The sequence below is a fragment of the Streptomyces sp. NRRL S-340 genome (assembly GCF_000720185.1).
Classification (GTDB): Bacteria; Actinomycetota; Actinomycetes; order Streptomycetales; family Streptomycetaceae; genus Streptomyces.
In genome coordinates this window covers 60,370-76,408 of the sequence record NZ_JOIY01000005.1, presented here as the reverse complement: position 1 = coordinate 76,408, position 16,039 = coordinate 60,370, and the positions used below count along the sequence as shown (strand labels likewise).

Sequence of the window (16,039 nt, the reverse complement as noted above, 5' to 3'; positions counted from 1 at the left end):
CCGCGGCCCCGGGGCGGTCCCGTCGCGGCCGGCTCCTCGTCCGCTCATCTCAGGACGAGCGAGTGCGGGCCGGGAGCGATCAGTTCGCCGATCACCACGCCCCCGGGCACCTCCCCGGCGACGAGCAGGCCGCCGGAGGTCTGGGCGTCGGCCAGCAGCAGCCGGGTGTCCGGGTCGGTGGCGCCGAAGTCGGTGAAGGGGGCCACCCACTCCAGGTTGCGCCGGGTGCCGCCGCTGACGTAGCCGTCGCGTACGGCCTCCCGGGCGCCGTCCAGGTAGGGCACGGCGGCGGTGTCGAGCACCGCGGTGACACCCGAGGCGCGCGCCAGTTTGTGCAGGTGGCCGAGGAGGCCGAAGCCCGTCACGTCGGTGGCGCAGCGGGCCCCCGCGGCGACGGCGGCGGCCGCCGCGTCGCGGTTGAGGGCCGTCATGGCCGCCACCGCCTGCGCGAACCGTTCCCCGGTGGCCTTGTGGCGGTTGTTCAGCACGCCGAGGCCCAGCGGTTTGGTCAGGGACAGCGGCAGGCCGGGCCGGCCGGCGTCGTTGCGCAGCAGCCGGCCGGGGTCGACGAGACCGGTGACGGCCATGCCGTACTTGGGTTCCGGGTCGTCCACGCTGTGGCCGCCGCCGACGTGGCAGCCGGCCTCGGCGGCGATCTCGAGGCCGCCGCGCAGCACCTCGCGGGCCAGCTCGAAGGGCAGCACGTCACGGGGCCAGGCCAGGAGGTTCACGGCGAGGACCGGGCGGCCGCCCATGGCGTACACGTCGGACAGGGCGTTGGCCGCGGCGATGCGGCCCCAGTCGTACGGGTCGTCGACGACCGGGGTGAAGAAGTCGGCGGTGGACACCAGCGCCGGGGCCGCGGAGCCGTCCGGGGCGGGCAGGGCGACGACCGCCGCGTCGTCGCCGGTGGCCGGTCCGACCAGCATCGGGATGTCCTCCGGTGCCGGCAGCGGCGGGGTCAGTCCGCCGAGCAGGTCCTCCAGTTCACCGGGTGGGATCTTGCAGGCGCAGCCGCCGCCGTGGGCGAACTGCGTGAGCCGTACGGGCGTTTCGCTGCTGGCGGTCATGCCGGGTCCTTCCGGTAGCCTGGCGGGCGGTGGAGGCGTGTGGGTGCCTGGTGGCCCTCCCGGTCTTCAAAACCGAGGTGTCCGAGGATCTCGGGCAGGCGGGTTCGATTCCCGTCCGCCTCCGTCCCGCCTTCTTCTCAGGTGTCTTCCGCGGCCTTCTCAGGCGTCCTCCGCGGCTTCCCGGTCCTTCGTTGTTTCCGGTCGGCAGCGGCGGTGCAGGTCGTCGACGCGTTCGGTGTGCCCGCGGGCGTCGAGGAGTTCCAGCAGCGGCACGGCGACCCGCCGGGTGGTGCCCAGTGCCCTGCGCGCCTCGCTCAGGGTGAAGGGCTGCGGCAGCCTGCGCAGCACGGCGGCGGCCTCGGTGTCCGCGCCCGGCAGCAGGACGACTCCCTCGGTGACGCGCAGCAGCGCGCCCGCCCGGACGGCGGCGGCCAACGCCTTGCGGTGCAGACCGAGTTCGGCCAGGCGGTCGGCCTCGGGGGCGCGGAAGGGCGTCTTCTCCAGCTCCTCGCGCACGGCGTCGACAGCGGCCTGCAGGGGCGGCGGCAGTGCGGGGTGGGCCCGGGCGGGGACGTACAAGCGGCCTTCCTTGCCGAGCAGCCCGGTGGCGCCGGGGGTGCGGGCCAGGGCGTCCACGAGGGTGCGGTCGGGCAGGCCGAGCAGCCGCCGGGCCGCTTCGGCGGGCAGGCCCGGCTCCATGGGGTGCTGCTCGGCGTACCGTTCGACCTCGGCGGCCAGCCGCTCGCGCAGCCGGGCCCAGTGCTCCGGGTCGGCCAGCCAGTCGCCGGTCACCGGCGCGGTGGGCGCGGGCACGCCCATGGCCAGCAGTTCCGAGCGGCGGACGAGGCCGCGGCGGCGCAGTTCCGCGGCGCCGTCGGGCCGGCCGGTCAGCGCGGCCAGCTGTGCGGCGCGGGCCCGGCCCGCGCCCCGCCGCTCCAGGCGCGGGGGCCGGACGTCGAGGACGGTCGCCGCGCAGGGCACCCGGCCGCCGCCCGGCTCGCGCAGCACCGCCCTGTCGCCCACCCGCAGCGGCAGGCGCCGGCTCAGGGTGAGCCTCGCGGTGTCCTCGCCCAGCGGGCGCACGGTCACCGCGACGGCGGCCGTGCCGAGGTGCAGTCTCAGCGTCCGCGGCAGGTCACCGGTTTTCTCACCGCCGACGCGGACGTCGACCAGGTCGGTGAGCAGCCAGCGGTCCGGGGTGAGCAGCACGTCCCCGCGGCGCAGCGCCCCGTCGAGGGGGCCGTGCACGTTGACCGCCACCCGCGCCACCCCGCTGACGGCCGTGCGTTCCTGCTGGAGGCACTGCAGCGCGCGTACCCGCAGCGCGGTGGTGCCGTCCGAGGCCACCAGGCGGTCCCCCACGCGCAGGGTGCCCGCGCCGAGCGTGCCGGTCACGACGGTGCCGTGTCCGCGCACCGTGAACGCACGGTCCAGCCACAGCCGTACGTCGGCGTCGGCGGGCGGTTCGGGCAGGGTACGGGCGAGGCGGGCCAGCTCGGCGCGCAGCCGGTCGAGGCCGGCGCCGGTCACCGCGCTCACCGCGACGGAGGGCACGGTGCCCAGGGAGGTGCCGGCCAGCCGCCGGACGGCGTCGGCGCGCACCGGCTCGGGGTCGGCGAGATCGCTGCGGGTCACGGCGAGCACGGCGTGCCGGACGCCGAGCGCGTCGAGGATCGCCAGGTGCTCCTGCGACTGGGGCTGCCAGCCCTGGTCGGCGGCGACCACGAAGAGCACGGCGGGCACGGGCCCGGCCCCGGCCAGCATGGTGGCGACGAACTTCTCGTGTCCGGGCACGTCGACGAAGGCCAGGTACTCGCCGCCCGGTGCGGTCCGGGTCCACACGAAGCCGAGGTCGAGGGTGAGCCCGCGGCGCCGTTCCTCCTCGTAGCGGTCGGGTTCCATCCCGGTCAGGGCGCGCACCAGGGCGGACTTGCCGTGGTCGACGTGGCCGGCGGTGGCCAGGACCCGCATGGCGCCGCCTACCTTTCCGCGGCCCGGCGCACGGCTTCGGCCAGCCGTGCGTCGTCCTCGGGCGGCACGGCCCGCAGGTCGAGCAGGCACCGCCCGCCCTCGACCCGCCCCACCACGGGCAGCGGGCCGGTGCGCAGGGCCGCGGCCCAGGATTCGGGCAGGGAGAGGGCCGCGCTGGGCAGGGTCACGCCGGGTGCGCCGCCGCCGCCGACCGTGGCGGCCGAGTCGACGGCCCGTACGTCGAGGCCGGCACCGCTCAGGTCGGCGGCGAGCTGCCCGGCGCGGCGGGCCAGCTCCCGGGGGTCTGCGGTGAGGGCCGCGGCGGTGGGGGTCGCGGGGCCCGTCAGGGTCGCCTCCAGGGCGGCGAGTGTCAGTTTGTCGACCCGCAGCGCGCGGGCGAGCGGGTGCCGGGCGAGGCGGTGCACGAGGTCGGTGTCGCCGAGGAGCAGTCCGCACTGGGGGCCGCCGAGCAGTTTGTCCCCGCTGGCGGTCACCAGCGCCGCGCCGGCCCGCAGTTCGGTCGCGGCGTCGGGTTCCTCGGGCAGCAGCGGGTGGGGGGCGAGCAGGCCGGAGCCGATGTCGACGACGACCGGGACGCCGAGCGCCGACAGGTCGCGGGTGGCGGCGGCGCGGGTGAAGCCGCTGATACGGAAGTTGGAGGGGTGGACCTTCAGGACGAATCCGGTCTCCGGGCCGACGGCCTCGGCGTAGTCGTCGACCGCCGTGCGGTTGGTGGTACCGACCTCGCGGAGCCGGGCACCGGTGGAGACCAGCAGGTCGGGCAGGCGGAATCCGTCGCCGATCTCCACCATCTCGCCGCGGCTGATGACGATCTCGCGCCCGGCGGCGAGCGCGGTCGCCGCGAGGACGAGGGCGGCGGCGCCGTTGTTGACGACGTGCGCGGCCGGCGCCGACGGCACGCGTGCTCGCAGTGCGGCCAGGGCGCTGCGGCCGCGCCGGGCGCGGACACCGGCGCTCAGGTCGAGTTCCACGTCGGTGGGTCCTGCCGCGTCCTGCACCGCCTGCCGGGCCGCCGCCGACAGGGGCGCCCGGCCGAGGTTGGTGTGCAGCAGGACGCCGGTGGCGTTGATCACCGGGCGCAGTCCGCCGGCCGTGGGCGGCAGCAGCGCGAGGGCGGTGTCCGCGACGTCCTCGGGGGCCACCGTGCCGTGGCGCGCCTGCTCCTGTGCCTGCCGTACGGCTGCCTTCACGGGCCGCGGCCCGAGCCGGCCGGCGGCCTGGAGCAGCCGCGGGTCGCGCAGGACGGCGTCGGTGCGGGGAATGCGCCGCCGGGTGTCCGGCGCCGGCCGCTCCCGGGCGGTGGCGCCGTGGGTGCCGGTCCCGGACGCCCCCGTGGCCGCGGCCGTGCCACGCTCCCGCTGCCCCGCGACCCGCTGGTCCACCGCAGCCCCTCCGTTCCGAGCCCGCTCTCCCGGCCGTCCTGGCGGGCCCATCGTCCCTCAGCGACGGCGGTCCTCCGCACGACACGCCGGTACCCCGGCGGCGGCGGAGGACACGTCCGACGCTTCGGACCGCCGGGCGCCGAGCGGACGGCTGTCCGCTCCGGGCGGACGGCCGTCAGGTGCTCGGCAGCCGGGCGTCAGGTGCTGAGCAGCCTGTTGAAGAAGGACCGGTAGCGGCGCAGCGCCTTGCGCAGTTCCTCCGTGTCCACCTGTTCGCCCTGGCTCCACTGCCCCTCCAGCTCCTCCTTGTGCCGGGCGAAGGTAGCGGCCAGGGTCTGCATGACGTCGGCGACCAGGGTGTCGGCGGCGTGCACGGCCTCGCGCGGGTCGTCGACGAACTTGTTCTGCGTCTCGTGCCAGCGGTCGCGGAACCCCTGCTCGTCCTCGGTGCTCAGCAGGCGGGGAGCGTCCTCGCCGTCACCGGCGGGCCCGGTCGTCTCCGGGGTCCGGGCGGTGTCCGGTCCTTCTGCCGCTTCCGGGCCCTCTTCGGTGTCCTCGCCTCCTGCCGTCTCCGCGGTCCCCGCCGCGCCGGGCATCTTGGTGCCCGGGGCCGCCTCCGTGTCCTCGGTTCCGGCCGTGCCGGCGGACCGTTCCTGTCCCGCGGTCCGGCCGGCTCGGTCCCCCTGCGGGCTCGTGGCCGTGCCGGCCTTGCCCGGCGACGGCGTGCCGGTGCTCTCCCCCGGGAAGACAGGGGCTTCGCGGGAGGCCGTCCCCGGTTCTGCGCCGGTCCGTTCCGGCGTGCCGGAGGGCTGCTGCGCCAGGTCCTCGGTGGACAGGCCGCCGCTGAAGCGGCTCGGCTGGTCTTTGTCTCTGTGCATGGTGTTCCTCCCTGCCGGGCCGGCGTCGTCGGTGTCGTCGGCGGGCGCCGGCCGGGGTGGCAGGCCGGGTGTCAGGACCGGGCGGGTGCCCGGCCTCCGTCGGAGAGCAGTTCGTCGAAGAGCGCGCGGTAGTGCACCATGGCGCCGCGCAACTGCTCGGTGGTGGCCTTGCTGCTGGTGCTCAGCGTCTCGATCTCGTGGGCGGCCCGGTAGTGGTCGAGCGTCCGGCCGTGCTCGACCGACAGGTCGGCGGCCTGCTGCTCGAATCCGCCGGTGGGGTAGCCCCGCTCGTGCATCAGCGAGGTCACCAGCCGGTCCGCGTCGTGCACCGCGTCCTCGGGCCGGTCCACGAACTCCTCCTGGACGCTGCTCCACTCGCGTGTGTAGCGGTCCCGGGAGACGGCGGGCAGCGGCTTGATGTCCAGCGAGTCGTGCCGCTTTTCGCGGTCCTTGAGTTCGCGCTCGGCCGCCCTGCGGCTTTCGGCGCCCTGGACGGTCCGTTCGTACTCGGGGCCGAAGCGCTTGCGGAGACGGCGGCGCCGCGTCAGCAGCGAAACCGCCACGGCGATCAGGGCCAGGACGACGACGATCGGGATGATGATGGCGAGAAGTGTTCCCGTGGACATGTGATGCACCCCCTTGGGCACTGCTTCGCGTGCCCGACATCGGTGGCATTATGCGCGACTGTCGGGTTTCACCTTTTTTCGCCCTGATTTTTCTCGCGCTCCGCACCCGCCGCTCAAGATGCCGTCACGCGAACGGGCGACTAGCGTCTATCCATGAGAGCCGCAACCGGGGGCACGCCCCTCCGGCGAGGTCTCCACTGCGGGGCCCGTTGCCGCGGCGCCCACCCGTGGAAGGTGCACGGGTGGCACGGCGGCGCCGGAGACCAGGACGTGCTTCTCACATCCGGTGGCGACGCCCACGACCGCGCCGCACATCCTCTTCGACTGGGCGCGGCCATCATTCTCGCGCTGTCTCCCTTGCGCGAGACGATGGAAGGAAAGGTATTACCCATGCGAGCACAGCGCGTCAGGCGCCTCTTCGCCGTGTCCGCGGCCGGCATCATGATGGCCGGCGGCGCCGCGATCGGCGCGGCCGGGACCGCATCGGCCCACGACTCCAACTACGACTCCAACCACCACTCGGGATACAGCCGCGACTGCTCGGACCACGGCGGCTGGTGGGACGACTGCGGCTACGGCAACCACCGCGGCGACCGTGGCGACTACGGTGACCACGGCGGACGTGGGGACTACGGTGACCACGGACGCGGTGACAACGGACGCGGCGACCACGGTGGCGACCACGGCGGTCGTGGTGGTGACCACGGCGGACGTGGCGGTGACCACGGCGGTGGCGGTGACCACGGCGGTGGCGGCCACGGTGGTGGCGGCGGCCACGGTGGCGGCGGCGGCCACGGTGGCGGCGGCGGTCACGGTGGCGGCGGACGCTGACCGAGAACCCACAACCATTCGAGCCACGGCGTGCGGTCCGGACCGCACGCCGTGGCGTGTCTTGTGCGTGTGCGCATGTGCGGCGGACGGGGCGCATCACCCCGTCCGGGCACGGCTCAGCCAGCCGCGTTGTCGACCCGTATCCGCACCTGCTCCTCCAGCCTGCGCAGGCTGCTGTCGAGCGCCTCGCAGGCGGCCCGTTCCCCCGGGTCGTGGCTGTCCTCGAAGAACGACAGGTGCACGGTCACCTCGCTGGCGCCGCTGCCGATGCCGGCGACCTGGAGCCAGCCGGTGTAGCCGCCCTGCTCGCGGGTGCCCCACTCGATCCGCATCTGGTCGCGTTCGGCGCGCAGCAGGGCCGAGGTGTCCTCGCCCGTGGCGTCCTCGTGCACGGTGACGGCGGGCGGTTCCTCGGCGCGCACGTGCAGCGCGTCGGGCATCCACGCGTCGAGCCGGCCGACGTCGGCGGCTTGGTCGAAGACCTGTTCGGGCTGTGCGGGCATCGTGCGGGAGCGTTCGTATTCGGACATCGCGGCACCGTCCCTCGGCTCGGAGTCGTACAGGACCGCGTGCCCGTTCTGGCCCGGCCGAAAAGCCCGCGCGCGCTGCCCGCGGCGGAGCCGGCCGCAGCGGCGTCACGCCGGTCCGGGGCGCAGGGCCCGCAGGACGGCCCAGACGACCGAGACGAAGGGGACGGCCACGATCGCGCCGATCACCCCGGCGACGATGCTGCCCGCGATGACGGAGACGGCCACCACGAGCGGGTGCAGCCGGACCGCCCAGCTCATCACCACTGGATGCAGGACGTGGCCTTCGAGTTCGCCGATGACGACGATGAGCACGATCACGGCCAGCGCCGTGACCGGACCGCGTCCGGCGAGCGCGACGACCGTGGCCACCGCAAGGGCGACCGGTGAGCCGACCAGCGGGATGAAGGCGGCGAAGAACTCCAGCAGGGCCAGCGGCAGCGCGAGCGGCACCCGCAGGACGAACAGGGCGACACCGACGAGTACGGCGTTGGTGGCGGCGACGATGATGATGCCGCGGGTGTACCCGGCGAACGCGCGCCAGGCCGCGTGGCCGCCCCGGTCCCACACCTCCCGGGCCCCGCTGGGCAGCAGCTGGTCGCGCGCCCAGCGCCACAGGCGCTCGCCGGAGTGGATGAAGAAGACGGAGGTGAACAGCGCGAGCGCGGCGGCCGTCACCAGCTCGACGACGCGCCCGAGGCCGCTGACGGCACTGTTGACCAGGCTCGCCCGGTGGGCGGCCAGGTAGGAGAGGAACTGCTCCTGCAGTGCGGAGAGCTTGCCGGGGCTGAGGCGGAACGGCGGGCGCTGGAGCCACTGCTCGATCCGGTGGATGCCACCGGTCAGCTCGGACGTGAGCTGCCCCCACTGGCCCGCCACCGCCTCGCCCACGAAGGCCAGCAGGCCGGACAGGAGGAGGAGGCTGCCCACGAGGACGACGGCGACGCACAGCGGCCTGGGCAGCAGCCGGTTCAGCAGGTCGGCGAAGGGGCGCAGGACCGAGGTGACGACCAGCGCCACGAACAGGGCCACGGCGATGAGCTGGAAGCGGCCCAGGACGGTGAAGACGCCGTAGACGGCGGCACCGACGAGAATGAGGCGCCAGGCGTAGGAAGCGGCGACACGCAGCCAGGGCACCGTGCGCTCGGCCCGGGGGTGCTCGTCGGCGGGCGGCGTCCGCACCGGGCGGAAGCGCGGCGCGAGCCGTGCGGAGTACGCCGGTCTGCTGCCCAGGACCGCCTCGCCCGGCCGGCGCCCGCGGCCCCGCCCGGCCGCCGGACCGCCCGCACCCGCCACCGCGCCTCCCGTTGCCACCACCGGTCACGCCCCGAGCACGCGACCACCGGCCGCCTCGGGGCCCGCGGCCGCCCGTCACGTCCCGAGCAGGCGGCCGCCGGTCACGTCCAGAGCACGGTACGGTGCGGCCGGGCTGGGGCCTGGGTGCAACGCGCCAGGGTGCCGGTCATCGCAGGACAGGGCTCCCCGTCCGGCCCAGGCGGGCGTCGACCGGGACGCCGGTGGCGGCGGGCCGCGTCGGGGGAATGAGCACGCCTTCGCGCACGGGCGGAGGAAGTGGGTGAGCGCAACGTCAGGGGGCGGCCTCGGCCAGGAGGTCCGGACCGTTGTTGCGGACGTCGTTGACGGCCGGTGAGACGGGCCGGACGTCGAGCCGCCCGTCCGCCGGAGGGGTCAGCAGCTCCCGCAGCCCGCCGGGGTCCCGGCGGCCGGGGTCGAGCCAGGCGTCGTAGTGCTCGGGGGCGAGCGCGAGCGGCATGCGCGGGTGGATCCGGCCGGCCGCGTCGGTGGCGTCCGTGGTGATGACGGTGCAGGTCGTCAGCCAGGCGGCCGGGTCGTCGTCGTCCTTCACCGACGGGTCGCGCCAGTACTCGTACAGCCCGGCGAGCGCCATCACCGTGCCGTCCAGCGGGTGGATGAAGTACGGCTGCTTGCGCGTCCTGGCGCCCTCGGTCCCGGCCGGCTGCCATTCGTAGAATCCGTCGGCGGGCAGCAGGCAGCGGCGTGCGGCGAAGGCGCGGCGGAAGGCGGGCTTCTCGTGCACGGTCTCCACCCGGGCGTTGATCAGCCGGGCGCCGGTCCTCACGTCCTTCGCCCAGGACGGAACCAGTCCCCAGCGCAGCACCCGCAGCTCGCGCCGGGCCGCGGCCGTCGCCCGTTCCCCGCGCGGGGGGCGCTCCAGGACGGCCCAGACGCCGTCCGTCGGCGCGACGTTCCAGCTGGGCTCCAGCGTCTGCTCGGGGTTCCACCGGCTCACCCCGAAGTGCCGGGCCAGTTCCTCGGGTCCGCGGGTGGAGACGTAGCGGCCGCACATGCGGCCAGCCTGCCACGGGCCCCGCGCGCCCGCCTACGCGGTCTTGCGGCCCACACCCGCGTACACCCAGTACGAGGAGGGGTCGCGCGGGATCTCGTCCTCCCGGTCGGGGCGCCACAGCGGGACGTGGACCAGTCCCGGCTCCACCAGGTCGAAGCCGTCGAAGAGGGCCGCGATCGCGTCGTGGGAGCGGGCCGTGACGGGGGAGGTCGCCCGGTCGCGGTACAACTGTCCGACGGCGGCCGCGGTGTCCGGACGGTCCTCGTCCGTGGCGTGGGTCAGCGCGAGCCAGCTCCCGGCGGGCAGCGCGTCCCGGAACGCGGCCACGATGCCGGCCGGATCCTCCTCCGCCGTGACGAAGTGCAGGATCGTGATCATCAGGACGGCTACCGGCTGCTCGAAGTCGATGAGCTTGCGCACCTCGGGTGCGCCCACTATCTCCTCGGGGCGTCTGATGTCGGCGGCCACGATCGCCGCGTCCGGATCGTCGGCGAGCAGTGCCTCGCTGTGCGCGACCGCCACCGGGTCGTTGTCCACGTAGACCACCCGGGCGCCGGGGGCGGCCGCCTGGGCGACCTCGTGGACGTTGCCCTGGGTGGGGATGCCGGAACCCAGGTCGATGAACTGGCGGACGCCCGCGTCCACCAGGAAGCGCACCGCGCGGCCGAGGAAGGCGCGGTTGGCGCGGGCCAGGGTGCGCACCTGGGGGTCGATCGCCGTGAAGGCGGCCACCGCCTCGCGGTCTATGGCGAAGTTGTGCTCCCCGCCCAGCATGGCGTCGTACATCCTGGCCACGCTGGCCTTGCCCGGATCGACACCCCGCGGCAGACCGTCCCGCTCGTCGGGCATGACCAACTCCCCTGCTCGTCAGCGACCTTGACTGGGCATCATATAGTTGCCCACGGCATACGCCACCGCCTGCCCGCCCGCCCACCACCAGCACCCGCCCGCTCCCCCGGCCCGCCCGGCCACCCGCTCCGACCGCACGGACCGCACGCCCGGACCGCCCTACGCCGACACCGGCCCCACCCGGAAGGCAACGACCCTGCGGAACACAGAACCCACCGAACCCCGCGTCGCCCGTGAGTCCGAACGCCCCCACCCCTCGGCCGCGGTCCGCCGCCGGCACTTCTCGCCCGCCGCGGACGCCATCGGTTCGGAACTCGATCTGCGGCTGACCGGCCGCCACGTCGTGCACGCGCTGGCGCCCGGCTTCTGCGACGCCGCCTCGGTCTACCTGCTCCAGCGCTGGCTCCTGGAGGAGCAGCCGCGCAGGACGGCCGACCCGCCGCAGATCGAGGCCCGCAGGCTCGCCCTGCGCATAGGGGCGGACGCCACCGAGGACTGGGAGCACCTGCTCCCGGCCGACGAGGTGCTGGTGTTCCCCCGCGAGACGCCGTACGCACGGGCCATCGCGACCGGGCAGACGCAACTGCTCGACGGCGTGGACGAGCACACCGTCGAACGGCTGCGCAAGACCGCGCCGGACCACGCGGGCGTGGACGCCCTGCTGCGCACCGCGTCCTTCCTCATCGTGCCGCTGCGCCTGCGCGGTACGGCCGTCGGCTTCATCGCCTGCACCCGCGGCCCCGACCGGGAGCCGTTCGCCCGCGGCGAGGCCGTGGCCGTCGAGTCGCTCGGCTCCCGGGCCTGCGTCGCGCTCGACAACGCCCGGCGCTACGAACGCGAGCGCCGCACCGCCCTGGCCATCCGCCGCAGCCTGCTCCCGGACACCGGGCAGGCCTTCGACGGCTGCCGGGTCGCCCACGGCTACCGGCCCGCCGGACAGGACAACGTCATCGGCGGGGACTGGTTCGACGTCCTGCCCCGGGCCGGCCGCCGCCTCGGGCTGATCGTCGGCGACGCGATGGGCCACGGACCGGAGTCGGCCGTCGCCATGATCCAGCTGCGCACCGCCGTACGGACCCTGGCGGGGCTCGACATCGGCCCCAGTGAACTGCTGCACCGGCTGGACGGCGTCGCCGGGGACACCCCGGGCGCGCCGTTCGCCACCTGCATGTACGCGGAGTGGGACGCGGACGGTCGCACGTGCACCTTCGTCGGGGCCGGGCATCCGCCCCCGCTGGTGCGCGGGCCCGGCGGCCCGGCGGTGCCGGTCTCGCTCGCCACGCCGGGGCTGCCGCTCGGACTGGGCACGGGCCGGTACGAACCGACCGTGCTGCACCTGTCCGAGCCCGCCCTGCTGCTGCTCTACAGCGACGGGCTGGTCGAGTCCCGCACGCATGACATCGACCAGGGCATCACCCGCCTGGCCCGCGCCCTCGACGACGGCGCGCAGGGCATACCGGACCCCGGGGAGCCGGACGCGTTGCCCTCGCTGTGCCGGCGGCTGCTGGCCGGCTCCGGCTGCGACGACGTCACCGACGACCGGACGCTGCTGCTGGCCGAGCTCACTCCCGGCCGGGAGTGAGCGGCGCCCGCCGTGCCGCACCCCGTGCGGGCTGTTTGTCGCATGAGCGGACGCGGCCGTTGGAGCGGTGTCCTCACCTGATGCGGTGAGGGGCGGGAGCAGGGCCCGTACGGACGCCCCGGGTCCGCCGTTGCCCCGGCATGGACAGCAGCTCCCGCACCGTGCCGGCCTCCCCCGACCGCCCCCTCTCCCGGCCGCCGTGCGCGCCCGTCACGCATTCGCGGGCGGACGCGCCTCCGCTCTCCCCGGTGGACGGCGGCCCGGGCGCGCCGCTCCTGCGGCCGTGGGGCGCCGGAGCAGCCGGCGGGGTGCCGGGGCCGCGGGCGCGCGGGAACGGGGCGGTGCCCGCGGTGCCGGTTCCCCGCGGGATCCCGGGCCTGTGAGGCCGCAGCCGCCGACGGCCCGCGACCCGGCGGCCGGGACGTGGGCCGGGTCGCGGGCGCGGGCGGCCGGGCACTCCCGGGCACCGCTTGCTCACGGACCGGTGACGGCCGCATCACGATGGCCGCCGGAGGCGTTGCCCGGGCCCCCGGCCGGTCGTTGAGCGCGGCATGGAGACGTGGGAGGACGGTGACTGTCCCTGGTGCCGCTCGCTGCTCGGTTCCGGCCGGGCCCTCGCCGGGCCGGGCCCGGGACGCCGGAAGAACGATCGTTCTGCGGTGGACGGCGGGGACCCGACGGCCTGGGCCGAGCGCGCCCTGCTGGTCGTGGTGCCCGTGGCGGCCCTGACCTTCGTGGCCGCCCTGGTGCTCGCGCTGGCCTGACCCGCCCCGCCCCCGGGGGCTCAGGTGCGGAAGCCGACGTGGACGTGGTCGTGGTGGGTGGCGTCGCTGAAGAACTGGTCCGGCCGCATCCCGCCGGACAGCCGCACCGGGCCGCCGACGTTGTAGGAACCGGCGTCCGCCGCGTCCCGCATGAAGTGCTCGACCAGGGAGCGGGGGGTGCGCGGGTCGACGACCGGCCGGCCGTCGATCCGCCACACGTCGAAGGCCCGCCCGCGCGGGTGGTCGCTGGGACGGCTGGTGCCGAAGACGTCCAGGGGGTGCCCGGAGCGGACCACGCTCACGGAGATCCGGTACGTCCCGGCCAGCCGGAGCATCGCGGTGAGCACGCTGTCGTGGACGCGGCCGTCGCGCAGGTCCGCCGCGGCGGCGGGCGGCAGTTCGATCCGCGGGTCGGCCAGCACCTTGCGCACCGCCGCCGGGGGTGCCGCCTCGGGCGGGCCCGGCCGGGCCGGGTGCAGGGCGGTGACGATCCACCCGCGGCCGCTCCGGGCGAGCCGTACGTCGACCGTCGTACCGCCCGTCGTGACGGTGGCTCCCCGCCGGGTCCACTGCCGGCACACGACGAGCACGCTCGCCGAGCCGGCGAGGATCCCGCCGTACTGGGCGTCGATCACCTGGAGCACCGCCTCGTCGGCCGCGGGCAGCAGGGGGCCTGCCTGGGCGGCCAGCGCCGGCCGCTGGTGCGCTGCGGCCGCTCTGGCCCGCGCCGCGGCCGGACCGCCCCCGCCGCTCGGCCAGGCGCCCAGTGCCTCGATCAGCTCGACGGCGCTCAGTTTCGCCGCCGGTTCGACCTCGGCCGACGTGGGGCGCCACGGCCTGGTGCGGGGCAGCGCGGGAACGGCACCGGACGGAGCCGGTGAGGCGGCGCCGGACGGGGGCGCGGGCGGGCCGGTCGTGGCAGCGGCCGGTGCGCGGGTGGTGACGCCGTGTCCGGGTGCGGTGCCGCGGTGTCCGGCGGCGGCACAGCCGGACACGCCGGTCCAGCCCGCCGCCCCGAACGCGGTCCCCGCCATGCCGAGCAGCACCGCCCGGCGCCCGACCGGCCGGCCCCTGAACACGGACCGAGGAGTCATGCGGTCCAGTGTCCGCCCCGGGCAGCGCACGCGCCCGGCGGAGCGAGGGAGGCCGCGGTGCGCGGCGGGGAGCCCGCACGGCTTCCGGGCGGCCCGCCTCGGACTGCCCTCCCCGGCGCTCCTCCCCCGACCGTCCGGTGGTCCTCCCCGACCGTCCGGCGGCCCCGCCTCGGACTCTCCGTCCTGGCGTCCCGCCTGGGCGCCGCCCTGCGGGCCGCAGGGTCGGTGGTCAGGGCGGCCGGGACGGCCGGGACAGTGGGTTCACGCCGTCGTTCCGTACAGCCGGTGCACGTTGGGGCGTGGTGCCGGGCGGTGGCGGGCGGCGGGGCCCTCGGCGAACGCCCGGAGCAGGTTCTCCGTGGTGCGGGTGACGAAGGCGCGGGTGCGGGCGTCCATGCCGTGGTCGCGGCCCAGTTCACCGGTTCCCGCCATCAGCGCCTCCACCCAGCGCATGGTGCCGGTGGCGAAGACGCCCGCGCCGCTGGGGACCGTGTAGTACGCCGAGTCGCTGTGGCTGCGGGCCCGGGCGTGCACCAGCGGCGAGTGAGCGGTGATCTCCGGCGGGGCGGGGACGGGCGCGCCGGGGGTGACCCGGTCGTACTCCACCCCGACCAGGTGGGCGAAGCTCGCGCCGGCGCGCACTCCCGTGCCCTCGTGGAGCCAGTGGTCCGCCGCCTGCACGACGTAGGGGGCGTCCACCGGGTAGCCCTCGTAGAGCACCCCGGTGAGGGACGACTCGGGATCGGCGGCCGGGGCCTGGCGGAAGTCGGTGGTGACCTGGTCCGGACGGGACGGGTAGCAGGGGTCGTCACGGAAGGAGGACTTGTAGCAGACGACGGTGCGCCCCTCGTCCGCCTCACCGGCCTCCAGGCGGACCCTGCGGAAGCAGGTGTTGGCGCCGAGGAAGGCCACGTTGGTGCCCGCGTCCCGGGCGGCGGTGACGTGCCGGCGCTGCTCGGGCGTCCAGTACTCGTCGTGCCCCAGGCAGATCAGGGCGGTGGCTCCCCGCAGGACCCCGGGGTCGCGGTGCAGGTCGGTGCCGGTGGTGTACGCCAGGGGCAGGCCGAGCCGTTCGGCCAGGACGACGGCCGCCCACTCGTACGTCAGGAACTTCTCGGCGCCGTCCTTGTCGTAGGGCCGGTCGAAGCTGACGGCGAGGGAGCGGGTGGCGTAGGCGCCCGAGGCTCCGTCATAGAGGCTGTAGCCGCCCCACCGGTTGTACGCCTGCCAGGTGGCCGGGGCGTGCAGCAGGACGGTGCGGCCGGCGCCGTGGGCGGAGCGCACGATCAGCGGGAGGTAGCGCTGGTGGCCGTTGTCCGCGTCCAGACGCAGCAGATAGGCGCCCTCGGGCCAGCCGTCCGTGCCGACGGTGAGCGTGCGCGGCCACTGCGCCCGGACGGTCCGGGTCGCGGGCAGCAGGCGGCCGGGCGGGCGTGTGTGCCCCCGCACCGGCGCCGAGCGCCACACGAGACGGGCGTACGTCCCCCCGTACCAGCCGACGCGGAACGCCGAGACCCGGAACGACGCCGCCGTCGTCGACACGTGCAGCCCGCATTCCTCCCCCGGGACGACGCTGACGCGGTCGGTGTAGCCCGCCACGGCGTCCGGCGGGCCGGCCGAGGTGATCCGCCAGTCGCCGCTGCCCGCGCGGTCCCGTTCCGCCTCGGGCCGGTGGCGGTCCGCGGCGGGCGGGGTGCGGCGGGAGGCCGGGGAGTCGCAGGCGGCCGTCGCGCCGAGCCCGACCACCCCGGCGCACACCCCGAGGAAGGCCCTGCGCGGCAGCCCGCGGGTGCCGTGCCCCCCGTCGTCGTCCGCCGGGGTCCCGCGGTCCGTGTGCGCGGGGGCGGTGAGGTCCGTCGGATCCATGAAGTCCGGCGGATCCGCCGGGGCCGTCAGGTCCGCCGGGGCGGTCAGGTCCCTCGGGTCCCTCTGGAGGTCCTGGCGCCGGTGGGGTCGCCGCGGGTGGCGCGGCTGTCCGTGGTCGGGACTCACCCGTCCTCCCAGGGTGCGGGCCCACGCCGTCGCGCGCGGGCTCGGGCAGGCGTGTCGCGACGGGCGGCCCGGGACCGGTACGGTCACGGCGGCCCCGCGAGCGGACTCACCGGCGCGCTGCCG

14 protein-coding genes and 1 tRNA gene are annotated in these 16,039 nt (G+C 76.0%); 4 read left to right on the top strand and 11 right to left on the bottom strand.

The features are described 5' to 3' along the window. Window positions 1–44 precede the first annotated feature (44 nt). Window positions 45–1,070: a selenide, water dikinase SelD gene (selD, locus tag IG64_RS05045; RefSeq protein ID WP_037852392.1), complete on the bottom strand. Its 1,026-nt coding sequence runs from the start codon at window positions 1,068–1,070 to the stop codon at window positions 45–47. Window positions 1,071–1,101: 31 nt separating this feature from the next. On the opposite strand from selD, the gene IG64_RS41045 reads away from it, so the two are divergent. Further along, window positions 1,102–1,194 (top strand) — tRNA-Sec (locus IG64_RS41045). A 35-nt stretch (window positions 1,195–1,229) separates the two neighbouring features. On the opposite strand, the gene selB is transcribed toward IG64_RS41045, so the two are convergent. The 4 genes from selB to IG64_RS05025 all read right to left on the bottom strand — a co-directional run bounded on the left by selB (window position 1,230) and on the right by IG64_RS05025 (window position 5,948). Further along, complete coding sequence (gene selB, locus IG64_RS05040) at window positions 1,230–3,041, bottom strand: selenocysteine-specific translation elongation factor (protein ID WP_051812359.1); 1,812 nt, start codon at window positions 3,039–3,041, stop codon at window positions 1,230–1,232. Window positions 3,042–3,049: 8 nt separating this feature from the next. Further along, window positions 3,050–4,495, bottom strand: a complete 1,446-nt coding sequence (gene selA / locus IG64_RS05035; RefSeq protein WP_078883798.1) for an L-seryl-tRNA(Sec) selenium transferase — start codon at window positions 4,493–4,495, stop codon at window positions 3,050–3,052. A 146-nt stretch (window positions 4,496–4,641) separates the two neighbouring features. Continuing rightward, window positions 4,642–5,322: a hypothetical protein gene (locus IG64_RS05030; protein WP_037852390.1), complete on the bottom strand. Its 681-nt coding sequence runs from the start codon at window positions 5,320–5,322 to the stop codon at window positions 4,642–4,644. A 71-nt stretch (window positions 5,323–5,393) separates the two neighbouring features. Beyond that, window positions 5,394–5,948: a hypothetical protein gene (locus tag IG64_RS05025; protein WP_037852388.1), complete on the bottom strand. Its 555-nt coding sequence runs from the start codon at window positions 5,946–5,948 to the stop codon at window positions 5,394–5,396. A gap of 390 nt (window positions 5,949–6,338) precedes the next feature. Between IG64_RS05025 and IG64_RS41040 the strand changes: the two genes are divergently transcribed. Continuing rightward, window positions 6,339–6,779, top strand: a complete 441-nt coding sequence (locus tag IG64_RS41040) for a hypothetical protein (protein WP_037852385.1) — start codon at window positions 6,339–6,341, stop codon at window positions 6,777–6,779. 116 nt (window positions 6,780–6,895) lie between these two features. Here the strand turns inward: IG64_RS41040 and IG64_RS05015 are convergent, their stop codons facing one another. From IG64_RS05015 to IG64_RS05000, 4 genes are all read right to left on the bottom strand, one after another. Next, a complete protein-coding gene (locus IG64_RS05015; protein WP_037852382.1) occupies window positions 6,896–7,309 on the bottom strand; it encodes an SRPBCC family protein in 414 nt (137 codons plus the stop codon). Between the two features lie 105 nt (window positions 7,310–7,414). Further along, window positions 7,415–8,623: an AI-2E family transporter gene (locus tag IG64_RS05010; RefSeq protein WP_234438391.1), complete on the bottom strand. Its 1,209-nt coding sequence runs from the start codon at window positions 8,621–8,623 to the stop codon at window positions 7,415–7,417. Window positions 8,624–8,894: 271 nt separating this feature from the next. Beyond that, window positions 8,895–9,635: an SOS response-associated peptidase gene (locus tag IG64_RS05005; RefSeq protein ID WP_037852374.1), complete on the bottom strand. Its 741-nt coding sequence runs from the start codon at window positions 9,633–9,635 to the stop codon at window positions 8,895–8,897. Window positions 9,636–9,668: 33 nt separating this feature from the next. Next, complete coding sequence (locus IG64_RS05000) at window positions 9,669–10,484, bottom strand: SAM-dependent methyltransferase (RefSeq protein WP_037852371.1); 816 nt, start codon at window positions 10,482–10,484, stop codon at window positions 9,669–9,671. Between the two features lie 46 nt (window positions 10,485–10,530). On the opposite strand from IG64_RS05000, the gene IG64_RS04995 reads away from it, so the two are divergent. Both IG64_RS04995 and IG64_RS04985 read left to right on the top strand, forming a co-directional pair. Continuing rightward, on the top strand, window positions 10,531–12,066 hold the full coding sequence (locus IG64_RS04995) for a PP2C family protein-serine/threonine phosphatase (protein WP_037852369.1): 1,536 nt from the start codon (window positions 10,531–10,533) through the stop codon (window positions 12,064–12,066). Window positions 12,067–12,617: 551 nt separating this feature from the next. After that, window positions 12,618–12,830, top strand: coding sequence for a hypothetical protein (locus IG64_RS04985; protein ID WP_037852362.1), 213 nt, complete (start codon window positions 12,618–12,620; stop codon window positions 12,828–12,830). A gap of 20 nt (window positions 12,831–12,850) precedes the next feature. On the opposite strand, the gene IG64_RS40105 is transcribed toward IG64_RS04985, so the two are convergent. Together IG64_RS40105 and IG64_RS04975 are read right to left on the bottom strand one after the other, a co-directional pair. Beyond that, on the bottom strand, window positions 12,851–13,924 hold the full coding sequence (locus tag IG64_RS40105; protein ID WP_051812358.1) for a hypothetical protein: 1,074 nt from the start codon (window positions 13,922–13,924) through the stop codon (window positions 12,851–12,853). 261 nt (window positions 13,925–14,185) lie between these two features. Further along, window positions 14,186–15,790, bottom strand: a complete 1,605-nt coding sequence (locus tag IG64_RS04975) for a N,N-dimethylformamidase beta subunit family domain-containing protein (protein ID WP_234438390.1) — start codon at window positions 15,788–15,790, stop codon at window positions 14,186–14,188. Window positions 15,791–16,039: the final 249 nt, after the last annotated feature.